This window comes from Actinosynnema pretiosum, from assembly GCF_002354875.1.
Taxonomy (GTDB): domain Bacteria; phylum Actinomycetota; class Actinomycetes; order Mycobacteriales; family Pseudonocardiaceae; genus Actinosynnema; species Actinosynnema auranticum.
Window position 1 is genome coordinate 3,267,732 of the sequence record NZ_CP023445.1, and the last position, 17,851, is coordinate 3,285,582.

Below are 17,851 nucleotides of genomic sequence, written 5' to 3' on the forward strand. Positions count from 1 at the left end.
GGCCCAGCGGGAGGAACCCGATGACCCTCACGTCGCCGGACACCACCGCGGTCGGCGGTCGCCCCGTGGTGCCCTCGCGCGGCGCGCTGCGACCGCTCGGGCTCGCGGAGGTGCGGCTCGCGGGCGGGTTCTGGGGAACGCGCCAGCGGGTCAACGCGGAGGCCACCCTGCCGCACGCCCGCGCCTGGATGGACCGCCTCGGCTGGACCGGCAACCTCACCGCCGCCACCCGCTCGCCCGACCGCAGGGGCCGCGAGTTCTCCGACTCCGAGGTGCACAAGCTCCTGGAGGCCATGTCCTGGGAGGCGGGCCGCGCGCCGAACCCCGCGCTGGAGAAGCAGATCACCGAGCTGACCTCGGCGATCGCCGCCGCGCAGTCCCCGGACGGCTACCTCGGCACCGCGTTCGGCGGCCCCGGCCAGCGCCCCCGCTACAGCGACCTCGCCTGGGGCCACGAGCTGTACTGCGCCGGGCACTTCCTGCAGGCCGCCGTGGCGCGCGCCCGCACGGCGGGGGAGGACGACGAGCTGCTGCGCGTGGCCAGGGGCGTCGCCGACCACGTGTGCGCCGAGTTCGCCACCAACCCCGGCGTGTGCGGCCACCCCGAGATCGAGATGGCGCTGGTGGAGCTGCACCGCGTCACCGGCGAGGCCCGCTACCTCGACCAGGCCGCCGAGTTCGTGGCCCGCCGCGGTCGCCGAACCCTGCCGCCGCACCAGTTCGGCTGGTCCTACTTCAGCGACGAGACCCCGGTCAGGGACAACCCGGTCATGCACGGCCACGCCGTGCGCGCCCTGTACCTGGCCTGCGGCGCGGTCGACGTCGCCGTGGAGACCGGCGACCGCGCGCTGCTCGACGCGGTCGCCGCCCAGTTCGACCGCACCCTCGCCCGCCGCACCTACCTGACCGGCGGCATGGGCTCGCGGCACACCGACGAGGCGTTCGGCGACGACTTCGTCCTCCCGGCCGACCGCGCCTACTCCGAGACCTGCGCGGGCGTCGCCACGATCATGCTGGCCTGGCGGCTGCTGCTGGCCACCGGCGACGGCCGCTACGACGACGTGATCGAGCGCGTCCTCTACAACGTGGTGGCCACCGCGATCGGCGACGACGGCCGGTCCTTCTTCTACGCCAACACCCTGCACCAGCGCACCCGCACCGCCGAACTGCCGGACGACCGCGAGCAGCTCGGCTTCGGCGGCGGCCCGCGCGCCCCCTGGTTCGAGGTGTCCTGCTGCCTGCCCAACCTCGCCCGCCTGCTCGCGTCCCTGGCCTGCTACACCGCGACCACCGACGACACGGGCGTGCGGCTGCACCAGTACGCCGACGCCGACCTCGCCACCACCCTGCCCGACGGGCGCGAGGTGGGGCTGGCGGTGCGCACCCGCTACCCCGACGACGGCGTGATCACCGTGCGCGTCACCAAGACCGACGACCGCCCGTGGTCGCTCACGCTGCGCGTGCCCGGCTGGGCCGAGGGCGCGGTGCTGCACACCACCTACGGCCGCCACCCCGCGCCGGTCGGCGACGTCGTGGTGCACCGGAACTTCGTGGTGGGCGAGGAGATCCGCCTGGAACTGCCGGTGCGACCCCGGTTCACCGCCGCCGACCCGCGCGTCGACGCGGTCCGGGGCTGCGTCGCCGTCGAGCGCGGGCCCGTCGTCTACTGCGCGGAGTCCGCCGCGCTCGACCTCGACCCGCTGCGCGTGGACACCGCCTCCCGGCCGGTCGACGGACCGGAGGGCGTTGTGGTGCAAGCGCTCCTCGACACCCCGCCGGACCGGCCGTGGCCGTACGGCGCCCCCGCCGAACCACCGGGCGGCGCGCGCACCCCGCTCACCCTCGTGCCGTACCACCGCTGGGCCCGAGGCGGCCCGTCCACCATGCGCGTCTGGCTGCCCCAAGGCTGACGACCTCCCCCGCGAACCGCCCTCAAAGGAGAGATCGGTGAGAAGAACCGGATTACCTGCCCTCCTGCTCGCCGCCGCGCTCGTCGCGTCGGCCTGCTCAGGCGGCGGCTCCGGGCAGGACGGCGACGTCGTGCTCACGCTGTGGACCCGCGCGGCCACCGAGTCGCTGTCCAAGGCCTACGCCGAGGCGTACAACGCCACGCACTCCACCAAGGTCGAGGTCACCGCGTACCCCAACGAGGAGTACCCGGCCAAGCTCGCCTCCGCGGCGGGCGCGCGGGCCCTGCCGGACCTGTTCGCCGCCGACGTGGTCTTCGCGCCCCAGTACGCCTCCCAGGGCCTGTGGACGGACATCACCGAGCGCTTCGAGGGACTGGAGCACCGGGAGCACCTCGCGCCGTCGCACGTGCGCGCGGGCACCTGGGAGGACCGCAACTACGCGCTGCCGCACACCATCGACCTGTCGGTGCTGCTGTACAACAAGGACCTCTACCGCAAGGCCGGGCTCGACCCGGAGAAGCCGCCCACCACGCTGCGCGAGTACGCCGACCACGCCAGGAAGATCCACGCGCTCGGCGGCGACGTGCGCGGAACCTACTTCGGCGGCAACTGCGGCGGCTGCGTCGAGTTCACCTTCTGGCCCTCGGTGTGGGCCTCCGGCGGCGACGTGCTGGACGACGAGGGCGAGCGCGCCACCCTGGACTCGCCCGAGATGGCCGAGGTCTTCGAGGTCTACCGCTCGCTCTACGAGGAGGGCGTCGCCGCGCCCGCGTCCAAGGACGAGGCCGGACCGACCTGGCTCGGCGCGCTGCGCACCGGCGAGGTCGGCATCGGGCCGGCGGCCTCGGTGTGGCTGGGCGAGATCGCCGAGTCCGGCGCGGACGTCGGCCTCGCGCCCATCCCCGGCCTGGACGGCGGCGAGTCCACGTTCGTCGGCGGCGACGCGCTCGGCATCGGCGCCACCAGCGAGCACGCCGACCAGGCCTGGGACTTCCTGTCCTGGACCACCACCGAGCAGGCCCAGGTGGGCGTGGTCGCCAAGGGCAAGAACGTGCCGACCCGCACCGACCTGGCCGCCAACGAGCACGCCGCCGCCGACCCGCGCCTGGTCACCGCGAACAGCCTGGTGGCCAAGGGGAGGACGCCGTACGCGCGCAACTTCAACGCCTCCTTCAACGACCCGCAGAGCCCCTGGCTGACCGCGCTGCGCGGCGCCCTGTTCGGCCCCGACCCGGCCAAGGCGCTCGCCGAGGGCAGCACCGCCATCACCGCCTCGCTGGGGCAGGGGTGAGCCGGAGGTGACCGCCACGACCACCCGCCCCGCCCAGGTGGCGGGCGCGCGCGAACCGGACCCGCCGCCGCGCCGCCACCGCGCGCGCAGGCTCCGCGCGCTCACCGGGATCGCCTACGCCACACCGCTCGCGGTGGTGGTGGCGGTGTTCTTCGTCGTCCCGCTCGGCCTGGTGGCGTGGATGTCGCTGCACCGCTGGCCGCTGCTCGGGAAACCCGCGCTGAACGCGCCGGACAACTACACCCGCGCCGTCGACAGCGACCTGCTGCGCACCGCCGCGCTGTTCACCCTGAAGTACACGGTGATCACCACGGTGCTGCTGTTCGTCGTCGCCTTCGGCCTCGCCCTGCTGGTGCAGCAGCGCAGGCGCGGCGTCGGGTTCTTCCGCACCGCCTACTACCTGCCCATGGCCGTCGGCTTCGCCAGCGCCTCCCTGCTGTTCCTCGGCCTGCTCAGCGACGAGATCGGCCCCGTCGACGACCTGCTGTCGTGGCTGGGCCTGCTGGACGGGCACGTGTCGTGGACCAGCGGCAGCCCGGAGTCCGCGCTCGGCTTGGCGGTCCTGCTGGTGCTGTGGCGCTTCGCCGGGTTCACCATGCTGATCCTGCTCACCGGGCTCCAGGCCATCCCGGTCGACGTCTACGAGGCCGCCCGCGTCGACGGGGCCACCCGCTGGCAGGCGTTCCGGGGCATCACGCTGCCGCTCATGCGGCCCACCATCGCGCTGGTGCTCACGATCCTGGTCACCGGCTCGCTGCTGGCGTTCGACCAGTTCTGGATCCTCACCAGGGGCGGCCCGGACAACAGCACCACCTCGGTGGTCATGGTCATCTACCGGGAGGCGTTCGTGCGCTTCGACCTCGGCTCGGCCGCGGGCACCTCCGTCGTCCTGCTCGTCGCGCTCGTCGCGGTGAGCGCCGTCCAGCTCGGCGTCCTGCGCCGCCGGTCGACCTGAGCGGGGGAGAGCAGTGGCGAAGACCCCGGCGGTGGACGACACCGAGCGCGGACCGCTCGGCGCGCACTGGCTGACCTGCGCGGCCCTGGCCGTGCTGTTCCTGTTCCCCCTGGTGTGGGCGGCTTTCGCGTCGGTGCGCACGGACACCGGGTTCGGCCTGGAGAACTACGCCAGGCTGTTCTCCTCGGAGGACGGCGTCCGGTTCCAGCACGTGCTCAACAGCGCCGTCGTCAGCGCGCTCACCGTCGGCGGCACGCTCGTCGTGTCCACCCTCGGCGGCTACGCGTTCGGCCGCTTCCGCTTCCCCGGCAGGGACGCGTTGTTCCTGCTGACCCTGGCGATCCTGATGGTGCCGTACGCGACCATCCTCATCGCGCTGTACGTGCTGCTGGGCTGGCTGGGCCTGGAGGACTCGCTGCTCGGGCTGAGCCTGGTGCTGACCACGTTCCAGCTGCCGTTCTCGGTGTTCATGATGCGCAACTCGTTCGCGGCCGTCCCGGTCGAGCTGGAGGAGTCCGCGCGCGTGGACGGCTGCACCTCGTTCGGCGCGCTGCTGCGGATCATGCTGCCCGCCGTGCGACCGGGCCTGGTCACCGTGGGCCTGTTCGCGTTCCTGGCCTCGTGGAGCGAGTTCTTCGCGCCGCTGATCCTGCTCAACTCCACCGACAGGTTCACCACCACCCTCGCCGTGGTCAACCTGCGCACCGCCAGCCACGGCGCCGTCGACTACGCCGCCCTGGAGGCCGGGGTGGTGGTCATGGCCGTGCCGTGCCTGCTGCTGTTCGCGTTCCTGCAGCGCAGCTACGTGCGCGGCTTCACCTCGGGCGCCCTGAAGGGCTGACCCGCCACGAGCTTCCGCCGCCGCGAATCCGCCGCCACCGAAGACGAAGGGAATGATCGCAATGACGCGGTCCTGGAAGAGAGTCCTCCTGGCGGTGGCGCTCGGGGTGGTCACGGCGACAGGGGCGGTGACCCCGCTGACCGCCTCGGCCGCCGAGGCCCCGGACACCGGCGGCGTCTCCGCGGCGGCCAACCCGGCCACCTGGAGCCCGCCGTCGAACCTGGTCACCCCGCTGAACCAGGTGTGGTCGCACCAGGAGAGCACCTACGGCGACCTGTACGGGTTCCGCAACTACGGCTGGGACCAGGTGTTCGCCAACGGCGGCTACCTGAACTTCTGCGTGCGCTGGGACTCCTCGGCGCCCGTGTCGGCCTCGTTGCGCGACAGCATCCACGCCAAGCTCGCCCAGCAGTACCGCAAGTGGATCGACGCGATGGTCGGGCACAACAACTGGCCGTACGCCGAGGTGCCGATCAAGGTCGTCGGCTGGGCCGTGCGCGACCGCAACACCCTGCAGTGGAACGACAACTCCGTCGACATCTACGTCAACAACATCCGGGAGAACGCGCCGCAGTGCGCCGAGCCGTGCGGCCGGTTCTTCGTCCGCGACGGCCAGTACCGCAACTGCCCCGGCGGCGTCGCCAGGCACTACGACCAGTCGCTGTGGCTGACCTCCGGGTTCGGCGGCGGCGCGGGCGGCGACTGGGGCCAGCGCATGGGCAGCGAGTACTTCGTCAACAGCCTGAACAGCAACGACGTCACGATCCTGCTGCACGAGATCGGGCACACGTTCGGGCTCGACGACTTCTACGACTGGACGCCCAGCGGGGTCGGCGGGTTCATCATGCTGGCGGGCTCGTCGCCCTCGATCACCGAGTTCGACAAGTGGATGCTGCGCGACTGGTGGCGGCACCTGAAGAGCCGCTACGGCCGCTGACCCCCGGCGCCACCTGATCCCCGGCGCCACCGGAGCACGACCACCACCTGAGCAAGGAGGACCACCGCCGCGGTCCCACCACGGCGGGCGTCCCCGCGCGCTCGCGCACGGGGACGCCCGCACCCACCCGTCACACGAGAGGTGACGCGAGATGTCCCTGCCCCAGCAACCGTCCCGCCGCGCGGTCCTGCGCGCGACCGCCGCCGTCGCCGCCGCCGCGGGCGCGCCCGGCCTGACCGGAACCGCCCACGCCGACACCGACCGCGCCGCACCGGGAACCGCCGCCGCGCGCGCCGACGTCGGCGTCTCGGCCGACCCGTTCCCGCTGTCCGCGGTCGCCCTGCTCGCCGGACCGTTCCAGCGCAACGAGTCCCGCACCCACGCCTACCTGAAGTTCCTCGACCCGGACCGGCTCCTGCACACCTTCCGCCGCAACGTCGGCCTCGCCTCCACCGCGACCCCGTGCGGCGGCTGGGAGTCCCCGACCACCGAGCTGCGCGGCCACTCCACCGGCCACGTGCTCTCCGCGCTTGCCCAGGCCTACGCGAGCACCGGCGACGTCGCGTTCAAGACGAAGTCCGACCACCTCGTCGCGGGTCTGGCCGCCTGCCAGGACCGGGCCCCCGCCGCCGGGTTCAACACCGGCTACCTGTCGGCGTTCCCGGAGAGCTTCATCGACCGGGTCGAGGCCCGCCAGCAGGTCTGGGCCCCCTACTACACCCTGCACAAGATCATGGCCGGGCTGCTGGACGCGCACCAGCTCACCGGCAGCGCCCAGGCGCTGACCGCGCTGACCCGCAAGGCCGCCTGGGTCGCCTGGCGCAACGGCAGGCTCACCCAGGCGCAGCGGCAGGCCGTGCTGGGCACCGAGTTCGGCGGCATGAACGAGGTGCTGGCCAACCTCTACCAGCTCACCGGCGACCCGCTGCACCTCACGGCCGCCCGCTACTTCGACCACGCCCAGGTCTTCGACCCGCTCGCCGCGGGCCGCGACGCCCTGTCCGGGTTCCACGCCAACACCCAGATCCCCAAGGCGCTGGGCGCGATCCGCGAGTACCACGCCACCGGCGAGACCCGGTACCGCGACATCGCCCGCAACTTCTGGAACTTCGTCGTCGGCGCGCACACCTACGCCATCGGCGGCAACTCCAACGGCGAGTACTTCAAGAACCCCAACCGGATCGCCTCCGAGCTGTCCGACAGCACCTGCGAGTGCTGCAACACGCACAACATGCTCAAGCTGACCAGGCAGCTGTTCCGCACCGATCCCGGCCGCCCCGAGCTGTTCGACTTCCACGAGAGGGCCCTCTACAACCACCTCCTCGGCGCGCAGAACCCCGACTCGGCGCACGGCCACCACAGCTACTACGTGCCGCTGCGCGCGGGCGGCCAGCGCACGTTCAGCAACGACTACCAGGACTTCACCTGCTGCCACGGCACCGGCATGGAGACCAACACCAAGCACCGGGACAGCATCTACTTCCGCGGCGGCGAGACGCTGTGGGTGAACCTGTTCATCCCGTCCGCGCTCACCTGGCCCGGCAGGAACATCACCGTCCGCCAGGACACCGGCTTCCCGGACACCGCGAGCACCAAGCTCACGATCACCGGTTCCGGCCGCGTCGACCTGCGGCTTCGGGTGCCCGCCTGGGCCACCGGCGCGCAGTTGCGCCTCAACGGCGCGCTCGTCGCCGCGACCCCCGGTGGTTACGCCAGGATCGACCGCACCTGGGCCACCGGCGACACCGTCGAGCTGACCCTGCCGATGGCGCTCACGCGGGAGAGCGCGCCCGACGACCCGGCCGTGCAGGTCGTCAAGCACGGCCCGATCGTCCTCGCGGGCGGCTACGGCACCACCGACCTCACCGCGCCGCCGACCCTCCAGCCCGGCACGCTCGCCCCCACCGGAACGCCGCTGGAGTACACGGCCACCGCCTCCACCGGCCGGGTCACGCTGGCCCCGTTCTACCGCACGCACCGCCAGCGCTACACCGTCTACTGGCGCGTCTGAACCCCCGAACCGCGAAACCCCCGCCACCTCAACGAAGAGGAGCACACCATGCGCACCCGAAGCCGGGTGCTCGGGCTCGGCGCCGCACTGGCGCTCGTCACCGCCCTGGCCCCGCCCGCGCTCGCGGCGAACCCGATCGTCACCGGCTACTACACCGCCGACCCCGCCCCGCTCGTCGTCGGCAACACCCTGTACGTCTACGCGGGCCGCGACGAGGCGCCCGCCGGTTCCGGCAACTTCCTGATGCGCGAGTGGCGGGTGCTGTCCTCCACCGACGCCGCGAACTGGACCGACCACGGCGCCAAGGCGACCACCGCCACCTTCCCGTGGGCGGGCGCCGACGCGTGGGCCAGCGAGGTGGAACCGCGCAACGGCAAGTACTACTGGTACACCTCGGTCAACGGCCGGGGCGCGGGCTGGATGGACATCGGCGTCGCGGTCGGCGACAGCCCGCTCGGCCCGTTCCGCGACGCCAAGGGCGGGCCGCTGGTCAGCGACAGCACCCCGAACTCCTCGGGCCTGAACATCGACCCGACCGTCTTCACCGACGACAACGGCCAGTCCTACCTGTACTGGGGCAGCTACTGGGCTCCCAGGATGGCCAAGCTCAAGTCCAACATGATCGAGCTCGACGGCCCCGTCACCACCCCGGTCGGGCTGACGAACTTCTGGGAAGCGCCCTGGATGTTCAAGCGCAACAACCTGTACTACATGGTGTACGCCGCCAACGACACCAACGGCTGCGTGACCTCCTCCAGCTACGCCTGCCAGCGCTACGCCACCGCGACCAGCCCCACCGGCCCGTGGACCCACCGGGGCGTGCTGCTGGGCCAGGTCTCCTCGACCACCAACCACGCGGGCATCGTCCAGTTCAAGAACCAGTGGTACATCGTCTACCACAACGCGAACGCGCCCGGCGGCGGCAACTTCCGCCGCTCGGTGGCCGTGGACCTGGTGAACTTCAACGCCGACGGCACGATCCAGCGCGTCGTGCAGACCAGCACCGGCCCGCCGCCGAACAACAGCCTCGCCAAGGTCCTCAGCGGCGCGAACCCCGTCCAGGACAACCAGATCCAGCGGGGGAGCGCCCGATGAGCAGACGTCCCCGGCTGCGCGCCACCGCGACCACCGCGGTCGTGCTGCTGTCCCTGCTGACCCCGGTCGCGATGGGCGCCGCGTCCGCCGCGCAGACCATCGGCTACCCGACCTTCACCGGTCCCGGCGTGCCCGCCCCGCCCGTGGGCTACAGCACCGGCGACACCATGAAGGCCATCTACGACGCGGAGAGCGGCGGCACCGACTTCTGGATGGACCGCCTGCTCGCCCGGCCCGGCAACGACCCGACCGGCCCGCTGCTGATGACGCGCGGGCGCGGCGCGTTCATGTACACCCACAACCCGGCGGTGATCGGCTTCGGCGGCAACGCCGCCTACTGGGACAACATCAGCAGCCAGAACGCCTACGCCATTACGGTCGGCGGCACCACCCTGACCGAGCAGCCCGCCTCGCGCTGGCAGGCCCCCAGCCACTGGAAGGGCGTCTACACCGGCGGGTCGTTGCGCGCCCAGGTCAGCAAGTTCATCACCCACAACAACGTCCTGGTCACCAACCTGACCCTGACCAACACCGGCTCCGCCACCACCACGGCCGCCGTGCGCGCCACCTCCCCCTACGCCACCGCGGTCAGCGGCTCCGAGCTGACCGGTTCGCGGCAGGTGAAGAACAACCTCACCACGATCCGCCCGCGCCTGTCCGGCGACGGCTTCACCGCCGCGTCCGGCGCGCTGACCCGCGACATCACCCTCGGCGGGGGGCAGTCGGTCACCACCAAGGTCGTGCTCGGCCTCGTCACCGACGAGATCCCCGAGTCGCTGACCGAGTACAACGCCTACCGGGGCTACAGCCCGGACACCGCGTTCGGCACGCACGTGCGCGCCTACAACAAGTGGTGGGCCGACAACGTCCCCTACATCGACGTCCCCGACCCGGCCATCAAGAAGAGCGTCTACTACCGCTGGTGGCTGATGCGCTTCAACCACCTGGACGTCGACATCCCCGGCCAGGACTACCAGTTCCCGGTGTCCATCGAGGGCGTCACCGGCTACAACAACGCCATCGTGCTCACCCAGCCGATGCACATCGACGACCTGAAGTACCTGCGCAACGCCGAGTACTCCTACGGCCCCTGGCTCTCGGCCGGGCAGACCGGCAAGAACGCCCGCTACGTGGACAATCCGGGTGATCCGGAAAATTGGTCGAATTCGTACACCCAGTACATCTCCGAGGCGGCCTGGCGCAGCTACCAGGTGCACGGCGGCCAGCCCGCGATCATCGGGAACCTGGCCCGCTACGCCGAAGGCGACGCCAAGGGGCAGCTCTCCTTCTACGACACCAACAACAACGGCGTCATCGAGTACGACTGGGGCGCGCTGACCGGCAACGACGCGGACGCGGTGTCGTTCCACTGGCGCGAGGGCCGGATGGACCGGGCCGAGACCGCGTACGTGTGGAGCGGCGCGATGGCCGCCCAGCAGGCCTACGCGATGCTCGGCAACACCGCCAAGGCCGCCGAGATGCAGGCGCTGGCCGACCGCATCCGCAACGGCGTCATGTCGACCCTGTGGAACCCCGCTCGCAAGCTGCTGGAGCACAAGCACGTGGCGACCAACGCGCACGTGCCGTGGAAGGAGATCAACAACTACTACCCGTTCTCGGTCGGCCTGGTGCCCAACACCGCCGACTACCGCGAGGCGCTGCGGCTGTTCGCCGACCCCGCCGAGTACCCGGTGTTCCCCTTCTACACCGCGAACCAGCGCGACAAGGCCGCGGCGGCCCAGGCCGGTTTCCCCGGCAGCAACAACTTCTCCACCATCAACTCCACCGTCCAGTTCCGCCTCTACTCCTCGGTGCTGCGCAACTACCCGAACCAGTGGATGGGCGCCGAGGACTACAAGAAGCTGCTCTACTGGAACGCCTGGGCGCAGTTCACCGTCGGCAACACGCAGTGGCCGGACGCCAACGAGTTCTGGGCCAACTGGAACCCGAACGCCCAGACCATCGACTACCGGTCCTGGATCCACCACAACATCCTCGGCAGCTCCAACTGGACCGTCGTCGAGGACGTGGCGGGCCTGCGCCCGCGCTCGGACAACAAGGTCGAGCTGTGGCCGATCGACATCGGCTGGTCGCACTTCGCGGTCAACAACCTGCGCTACCACGGCGCGGACCTGAGCGTGGTGTGGGACGACCCGGCCGACGGCGTGACCCGCTACAACGGCGTCCCGCAGGGCTACTCGGTGTTCCTCAACGGCACCAGGGTCGCCACGGTCGACCGCCTCACCAGGCTGGTCTACGACCCGGCGACCGGGAGCGTCAGCCTGCCCGCGGGCGGCGCCACCACCCACAGCGCCCCGTTCAGCGGTCTCCGCGCCCCGCAGGAGGTCCAGCAGACCAGCGCGCGCATGGTCGACGTGCTGGCCAAGGCGGGCGTGGACCTGACCTCGACCACCCCGAACCTGGCCCAGTCCGCGACCCCGTCCGCCTCCTACACCGCGTCCGGAACCTCGCTCGCCGCCGCGATCGACGGCCTGCCCACCAACGAACCCCTGTGGGGAACGGCGGGCTCGCCGAACGCGAGCGACTGGTACGAGCTGAACCTCGGCCAGTCCAAGGCGGTCAACGAGGTGCGGCTGCACTTCCGCGACGACCGCGCCGCCAACCGCTACCGGGCCCCGGCCTCCTACGCGGTGGAGTACCACAACGGGAGCGCCTGGGTGGCCGTCCCGAACCAGAGCGCGACACCGGCGACCCCGCGCGCCAACTACAACAAGGCGACGTTCGGCAGCGTCAACACCCAACGCCTGCGCGTGCGCTTCACCCACGCGCCGGGCTTCAAGACCGCGCTGACGGAGGTGAAGGCCTACCAGCGCTAGCGGAACGGGGGAGGGGCGCGCCTCGGCACGCCCCTCCCCGCCCGGTCAGCTCACCCGGTCACTTCGCGGACGGATCCGGCAGCGGCATCCCCGCCACCTCCCGGTCCGCGGGCACCACCCCGTCGACCAGGTAGGCGTTGGTGATCTCGTCCACCACCGGGTTCCCCATGCCGTACAGGCCGTGGTCGCCGTCGCCGGTGACGGTGATCAGCCGCGAGCCCTCGAACGCCGCGTGCGCGCGCCGCGCCCCCTCGATCGGCGTCGCGCCGTCCAGCTCCGAGTGCAGCATCAGCACCGGCGGCACCCCGCGCCCGTCCAGCTTCGGCAGCGCGCGCGGCTCGCTGTCCCAGAACATGCACAGCTGCACCAGCGGCCACCCGCTGCCGACCAGCGTCAGACCGCGCTCGTGCGCCCGGTTCGAGTCGCGGATCGCGCTCCTGCGGTCACCGGTCCACTCGCCCTCGCCGCACAGCGTGGCCCAGAACGTGGCCCGCATCGCGTCGGGCTCGTCCGCCGCCAGCTCCGCCGCGGCCACCGCCGCCGCGACGTCCTCCTGAGGCGCGGAGCCCTGCTCGGTGATCCCCTTGAGCGTGACCAGGAACGTGGCCAGGCCCTCGAAGAGCACCTTGCTGTACAGGCTCTGCGTGACCACGCCGTCGAGCACGGGCGCGGTCACCCGGAACGGGCCCTGCTGCGAGGGCAGCTCCACCGGCCGGCGCACCAGAGCGGCCCGCACGGCCTCGTAGACCTGCCGCACCGACTCGGCGTCCGCGCCCAGGTGGTAGACGTCGTCGTGCTTCGCCGCCCACGGCAGGAAGTGCTCGCGCCAGCTGCGCTCGAACCCCGTGGCCTGCCAGTCGAACGACTTCTGCCAGGTGGTGGTGAACTCGGTGTTCGAGTCGAGCACGAACCGCCCGGTGCGCTGCGGGAACCGCTGGGCGTAGTGCGCGCCCAGCCAGGTGCCGCCCGAGTAGCCGACCCAGTTGATCCGCTCGCGGCCGAGCAGCGCGCGCAGCAGGTCGTAGTCGTGGATCGTCTGGTGGGTGTTGATCACCGGACCGAGGTCGCCGTACGCGGCCTGGCAGGTGTCCGCCGCCCGCTCGGCCAGGTCCAGGGCGTGGTCGAGGTTCTCCGGGCTGCGGTCGCGCGCGTCCAGGTCGTCGAGGGTGCTCCACGCGCCGTCGCAGGTCACGTTGGTGCTCTTGCCGGTGCCCCGGACGTCGACGCCGATGATCTCCTGGTGCTCGCGCAACCGGGTCTGCTCGGTGAAGTTCGGCGCGGCGGGGAAGTACCTGCCGTCCCCGCCGGGGCCGCCGGGGTTGGTCAGCAGCGACGCGGTGGCGCCGTGCGTGGCCTTCAGCCTGCTCACCGCGATGGTGAGGTCCCGCCCCTCGCGCGGCCGGTCCCAGTCGCGCGGCGTCCGGAACGTCGCGCACTCCAAGCCCTGCAGGCCCGCCGGCGGCTGGGTGGTCAGCTCCTCCGGCGCGCACAGGTGCCAGTCCAGCCGCTGCGCGGTGTAGCGCGCGGGGACGCCGCCCTGCGCGCTCTCGGCGACCGCGGGGGTCGCCCCGGCCACCAGGGCCAGGCCGACCGCGAGCACGAGTCGTTTTTGCACACTTCCCCCTACTCCCGAAAGTGGTTGTGCCACCAGGGAAAACCATGCCCCAAGGGCATGGTCAACCCCTGTCCCGGCGGCCTCGCGGGGGAGCGCTCAGCCCGGTCCCCGGCTCACAGGACGACCCGCTCCTCGGTGACCACCACCCCGAGCGTGGCCAGGTCGATGAACACGGCCTCGTCGGGCTGGACCCGCTCCATGTAGTTCTCCGACGTGAAGAACGCGTCGTGGTCGGCCCAGTTGTCGAACCAGATCTCGGTCACCGAGTCGTAGGCCGGGGCCGGGTGGTCGGGGGCGGGGACCGGGTGCGAGATCGCGTACTTGCGGACCAGCTCGCGCGCCTCGGGGATCGAGGCGAACAGCGGCGCGTACCGCTCCCGGTGGTAGGCGGTGAACTCCTCCGCCGACATGCCCTCGACGCGGTTGACCAGGTAGACGAACTTGAGCATCAATCCTCCGGTTTGTGTTGTGCGACAACGGTTTCCGGTCGCGGCGCCGGGTCGTCCCCGACGTCGGCTACGCTAAACGCTCACACGCGTGTGAAGGGCAAGGCGGGGTGACCCGGACCACAGCGGCGGTCGGTGGTGGAGGGCGGCGGGGTGCGCATCGGTGAGCTGTCCGCGCGGACCGGCGCCAGCCGCAGGTCGCTGCGCTACTACGAGGAGCAGGGGCTGCTGGTCAGCGAGCGCTCGGCCAGCGGCCAGCGGCACTACGACGAGGAGCACGTCCACCGGGTCGGTCTGATCCGGGCGTTCCTCGCGGCGGGCCTGTCCAGCGGGGCCATCGGCGAGCTGATCCCCTGCATGGCGGCCAACCCCGGCGCGCGGGTCGCCCGGCGCTCCCTGGCCACGATGACCCGCGAGCACGCCCGGCTCACGGCCGCCATCGACGGGCTCGTGGCGGCGCGGTCCGCGCTGGACGAGCTGGTGCTGATCAACCGCGCGTACCTGGCGGACCTGGAGCGACCGGGGACCTGAACGCGGCCACGCCCGCCGTCGTGCTGACGCCCGCCGTCGGGGGGCGACCGCTTCGACGGCGGTCCCGGATGTGTTCTGGGTAACTCTTCCCGTCCGCCGACCGGACTGCCGGTCCACCGCCGCGTTCCCGCCCCCGCTCCGATCCACGCCGCTGTGAACTGCGGGAACACCCTCCCGAACCGCCCCGGTGCCGGTTCCGGGCGGTTCCGGCCCGGCGCTACATTCCGAGCCGTGGAACCGGCCGAGCTGTTCTCCAGAGCCGTGGACCTGCTGGACGCCCCCGAGGGGCGGCACCTGGAGGCCTGCTCGACCGCGATAGCCGGGCTCGTCCCGCACCGGGCGCTGGTCGAGCTGAGCGCCTCCCTCCCCCCGATCCGGGTGGTCGGAGACCCCGAGACCAAGGCCGCGCTCACCCCCGCCGTGCTGGCCGACCTGCTCGAGTCCGCGGGCGCCGAGCCGCTGTGGCGCGGCGGGACCACCGCGGGCGGGCGGCCGTACCGGGTGAGCGTGCTGCGAGCTGAACCCAAACGGGGGACCGCCTCGGTGCTCGTGCTGGTGCACGACCCGGCGGTAGTCTCGGACGAGACCGAGGAACTCGCGGACCTCCAGGTCGTCAGCGCGCTGTGGCGACTCCTCGCCACCCACCACGCGGCCACCCGCCGCGTCGGTCGAGCCATGCCCGCGTCCACTCCGAAGGCCTCGGACGCCTCGAACGTCCTGGGCGCCTCGAGCGCCCTCGGCATCCCGGACGACGAGTCCTACTCGGCGAGGCTCGCCGCGGCTGCGGGCGCGCAGGTCGCCGCCGAGCTCGTGCAGCGGCAGTCCGCGCTGGTCAAGGCCATGCTCGTGGCGCTGCGCTCGTCCCGCTACGACGACCGGCAGGCCCGCTCCGAGGCGACCGGTCTCGCGATGGGCGCGCTGCTCGACCTGCGGGCCGAGGAGCAGGTGAGGCGCGGGCTGTCCGGCGAGCCGGTCGGCGAGGCGTTCGCCGCGCTGGTCAAGGACCTGGAGCCGGTGGTGCGGCGGGCCGGGGTGCGCCTGGAGGTGGACGAGCCGGGTGATGGCGGTGACGTGCCGCTGGAGCTGGCCGGGCTCGCCGCCGCGGTCAGCACCGAGGTCGTGCTGCTCGCGCTGGACCGGGACGCGGTCACCTCGTTGCGCGTGGGCTGGCAGGTCGGTGCGGAGCTGGTGCTGCGCGTGCGCGACAACGCGACCAGCGGGTTCGACCCCGCCGGGGTGCGCGCGCTCGCGACCGGGATCGCGCCGGTCGGCGGCACGATCTCGGTCGAGGTCGACCACCGGCTCGGCGCCACCGCGACCCTGGTGCTGCCGCTGCGGCGCGCGCTGGCGGCGCCGGAGGAGGTGCCGGACTTCGGACTGAGCGCACGCGAGCTGGACGTGCTCAGCCGGGTGGCGCGCGGCCTGCGCAACCGGGAGATCGCCCGCGAGATCCAGCTCAGCCCCGCGACGATCAAGTTCCACCTGGTGCGGATCTTCGAGAAGCTCGGGGTCGGCACCAGGGGCGAGGCCGCCGCGGTCGCGGTCGAGTTCGGCCTGGTCGGCAAGGCGGCGCGGGGTCAGGCCAGCGCGATGGCCTCGATCTCCACCAACCAGTCCGGCTCGTAGAGCTCGGCCACGACCGCGGTCAGCGCGGGCAGGCGCTCCCCGAGCACCTGCCCGCGCACCTCGCCGCTGAGCTCCCGGTCGTCCCGGTCGCGCAGGAACGTGGTCACCTCGACCAGGTGCTCCGGCCGCACGTCGTGCTGCTCCAGCACGGCAGGCACCCGCTGCCAGGCGTTGCGGCACTGGTCGGCGAACCCGGTGGGCGCGGTCCCGTCGACGTCCGCGGGAACCTGCCCGCTGATGAACAGCACCCGCGAGGCGCCGCTGATCTCGACGCTCTCCGCGTACCGCCCGAGCGGGTCGGAGTGCCTGCGGACCGGGGGTGGCTCACGCACGGTGGACCACTCCCCGTCGCCGATCGCCTCCGCACTGCGCCCAGTCCGGTGGCTCGTGGGGACGCCCTCCGGCGGTGGCCGCCCCGGCGGGCGCCGGGGCGTCAGGCGCTGAACGGGTACAGCACGACCTTCGGCACCGACAGCGACACCCACGTGCCCGGCGCGACCGCCGACACGTCGCCGGACAGCTCCACCAGCACCACGCCCACGCCCACGCGCAGGGCGAACGCCCCGTCGGCGTCCTCGCGGGGCAGCACCTCGGCGGTGATCGCGACCCCGCCGTCGACGTCGGCCACGGCCGACTCCGGCGGTTCCGGCGGCGCGACGACCGACCACGCGGTCACCTCGCCGGGCACGTCCAGCTCGACCGCGCACTCGCCCACCTGCGCGTCCTCGCCGGACGACCAGTAGCCGGACGCCGTGTCCCGAGCCCCCGCGAGGCGGAACACCACCTGCCCGGAGCCGGGGTCGGCGACTTCGACGATCTCGACCTTCACACCACACCACCCACGGTCAACCAGCTTCCTCCGGCACGACGGGCCGCGAGTATTCCACGTCCCCCGCACGCGAAGCGTGCGGAACCACTGTCCAGCAGCACCCGAGCGCTCAGCCGCACGCGTCAACCGGTCCACCACGCGGCGCGAGCGCGGTGCGGCCAGTCCACAGCATCACCGGTTGCCGCCGCAACTCCCGGATCCCCGCCGCGCGAACGCCTCGGCGTCGACGTCCCGCTCGCGGTCACCGGGCCCCGGCCCCGAGCCCCCTCAGAACAGCTTCTCCAGCACGATCCCCAGCGAGTACTCCACGTGCACCCGCGCCACCTCGGCCGCCGCCTCCGCGTCCCGCGCCACCAGCGCGTCCACCAGCTGCCCGTGCTGCCGCGACGAGGTCCGCAGGTGCTCCTCCTCGTACATCACCGCCAACCGCCGGTTGAAGTGGAACAGCCGGTGGTCGCGGATGGTGCGCAGCAGCCGCTCGTTGCCCGACGCCCCGGTGATCAGGTCGTGGAACTCGTCGTTCGCCCGGCTGCGCTCCACCAGCACCTCCCGGCTCTCGCCGGTCATCAGCGGTCGCTGGGCCTCGATCGCCGCCAGCTGCTCCGGGGTCGCCCGCAGCGCGGCCAGCCGCGCCGCGTGCGACTCCAGCGCCGCCCGCACCTCGTAGATGTCGGTGACCTCCTCCGGCGTGAAGGAGCGCACCACCCACCGCCGCCTGCGCGAGACCACCAGCCCGTCGGCGGCCAGCCGCTGGATGCTCTCGCGCACCGGGGTGCGCGAGACGCCGAGCCGCTGCGCGATCTCGTCCTCCACCAGCGGCGCGCCGGGCGTCACCAGGCCGTCGTCGATCTCCTCGCGCAGCGTCCGGTAGACCTCCTCCGAGCGCAGCGGCAGCCGAGGGGTCGGCGTGGGTCCGGTCATGGTCAC

Annotated in this window: 15 protein-coding genes; 10 read left to right on the forward strand and 5 right to left on the reverse strand. The window is 72.4% G+C overall.

Annotation, left to right across the window (positions count from 1 at the left end; translation table 11 throughout):
* Window positions 1-20: 20 nt before the first annotated feature.
* The 8 genes from CNX65_RS14285 to CNX65_RS14320 all read left to right on the forward strand — a co-directional run bounded on the left by CNX65_RS14285 (window position 21) and on the right by CNX65_RS14320 (window position 11,877).
* Complete coding sequence (locus CNX65_RS14285) at window positions 21-1,910, forward strand: glycoside hydrolase family 127 protein (RefSeq protein WP_096493345.1); 1,890 nt, start codon at window positions 21-23, stop codon at window positions 1,908-1,910.
* Window positions 1,911-1,947: 37 nt separating this feature from the next.
* The gene (locus CNX65_RS14290) at window positions 1,948-3,201 is read left to right on the forward strand and encodes an ABC transporter substrate-binding protein (RefSeq protein ID WP_096493347.1); all 1,254 of its coding nucleotides are present in this window, start codon (window positions 1,948-1,950) and stop codon (window positions 3,199-3,201) included.
* A 7-nt stretch (window positions 3,202-3,208) separates the two neighbouring features.
* On the forward strand, window positions 3,209-4,156 hold the full coding sequence (locus tag CNX65_RS14295; protein ID WP_096493349.1) for a carbohydrate ABC transporter permease: 948 nt from the start codon (window positions 3,209-3,211) through the stop codon (window positions 4,154-4,156).
* 13 nt (window positions 4,157-4,169) lie between these two features.
* The gene (locus CNX65_RS14300; protein ID WP_198320474.1) at window positions 4,170-4,997 is read left to right on the forward strand and encodes a carbohydrate ABC transporter permease; all 828 of its coding nucleotides are present in this window, start codon (window positions 4,170-4,172) and stop codon (window positions 4,995-4,997) included.
* Window positions 4,998-5,058: 61 nt separating this feature from the next.
* Entirely contained in the window at window positions 5,059-5,934 is an 876-nt protein-coding gene (locus CNX65_RS14305; protein WP_096493351.1) for a hypothetical protein, read from the forward strand.
* 151 nt (window positions 5,935-6,085) lie between these two features.
* Complete coding sequence (locus CNX65_RS14310) at window positions 6,086-7,945, forward strand: glycoside hydrolase family 127 protein (RefSeq protein ID WP_096493353.1); 1,860 nt, start codon at window positions 6,086-6,088, stop codon at window positions 7,943-7,945.
* Window positions 7,946-7,993: 48 nt separating this feature from the next.
* The gene (locus tag CNX65_RS14315; protein WP_096493355.1) at window positions 7,994-9,040 is read left to right on the forward strand and encodes a glycoside hydrolase family 43 protein; all 1,047 of its coding nucleotides are present in this window, start codon (window positions 7,994-7,996) and stop codon (window positions 9,038-9,040) included.
* Entirely contained in the window at window positions 9,037-11,877 is a 2,841-nt protein-coding gene (locus CNX65_RS14320) for a discoidin domain-containing protein (protein ID WP_096493357.1), read from the forward strand. The genes CNX65_RS14315 and CNX65_RS14320 overlap by 4 nt, the downstream gene beginning before the upstream one ends.
* 58 nt (window positions 11,878-11,935) lie before the next feature.
* On the opposite strand, the gene CNX65_RS14325 is transcribed toward CNX65_RS14320, so the two are convergent.
* Together CNX65_RS14325 and CNX65_RS14330 are read right to left on the reverse strand one after the other, a co-directional pair.
* Window positions 11,936-13,492 carry an alpha/beta hydrolase gene (locus CNX65_RS14325; protein WP_096493359.1) on the reverse strand — a complete coding sequence of 519 codons (1,557 nt, stop codon included), beginning with the start codon at window positions 13,490-13,492 and terminating at the stop codon, window positions 11,936-11,938.
* A 113-nt stretch (window positions 13,493-13,605) separates the two neighbouring features.
* Entirely contained in the window at window positions 13,606-13,941 is a 336-nt protein-coding gene (locus tag CNX65_RS14330) for an EthD domain-containing protein (RefSeq protein WP_096493361.1), read from the reverse strand.
* 150 nt (window positions 13,942-14,091) lie between these two features.
* On the opposite strand from CNX65_RS14330, the gene CNX65_RS14335 reads away from it, so the two are divergent.
* Together CNX65_RS14335 and CNX65_RS14340 are read left to right on the forward strand one after the other, a co-directional pair.
* Complete coding sequence (locus CNX65_RS14335) at window positions 14,092-14,469, forward strand: MerR family transcriptional regulator (RefSeq protein ID WP_096497783.1); 378 nt, start codon at window positions 14,092-14,094, stop codon at window positions 14,467-14,469.
* A gap of 231 nt (window positions 14,470-14,700) precedes the next feature.
* Window positions 14,701-16,095 (forward strand): helix-turn-helix transcriptional regulator, encoded by a 1,395-nt coding sequence (locus tag CNX65_RS14340; protein WP_096493363.1) that lies wholly within the window; start codon window positions 14,701-14,703, stop codon window positions 16,093-16,095.
* Here the strand turns inward: CNX65_RS14340 and CNX65_RS14345 are convergent.
* The 3 genes from CNX65_RS14345 to CNX65_RS14355 all read right to left on the reverse strand — a co-directional run bounded on the left by CNX65_RS14345 (window position 16,047) and on the right by CNX65_RS14355 (window position 17,845).
* Complete coding sequence (locus tag CNX65_RS14345) at window positions 16,047-16,427, reverse strand: RidA family protein (RefSeq protein WP_096493365.1); 381 nt, start codon at window positions 16,425-16,427, stop codon at window positions 16,047-16,049. The two genes, CNX65_RS14340 and CNX65_RS14345, sit on opposite strands and share 49 nt — an antisense overlap.
* A 101-nt stretch (window positions 16,428-16,528) precedes the next feature.
* Complete coding sequence (locus tag CNX65_RS14350; protein WP_096493367.1) at window positions 16,529-16,924, reverse strand: hypothetical protein; 396 nt, start codon at window positions 16,922-16,924, stop codon at window positions 16,529-16,531.
* Window positions 16,925-17,191: 267 nt separating this feature from the next.
* Window positions 17,192-17,845 (reverse strand): GntR family transcriptional regulator, encoded by a 654-nt coding sequence (locus CNX65_RS14355; protein ID WP_096493369.1) that lies wholly within the window; start codon window positions 17,843-17,845, stop codon window positions 17,192-17,194.
* Between the last annotated feature and the right edge of the window lie 6 nt (window positions 17,846-17,851).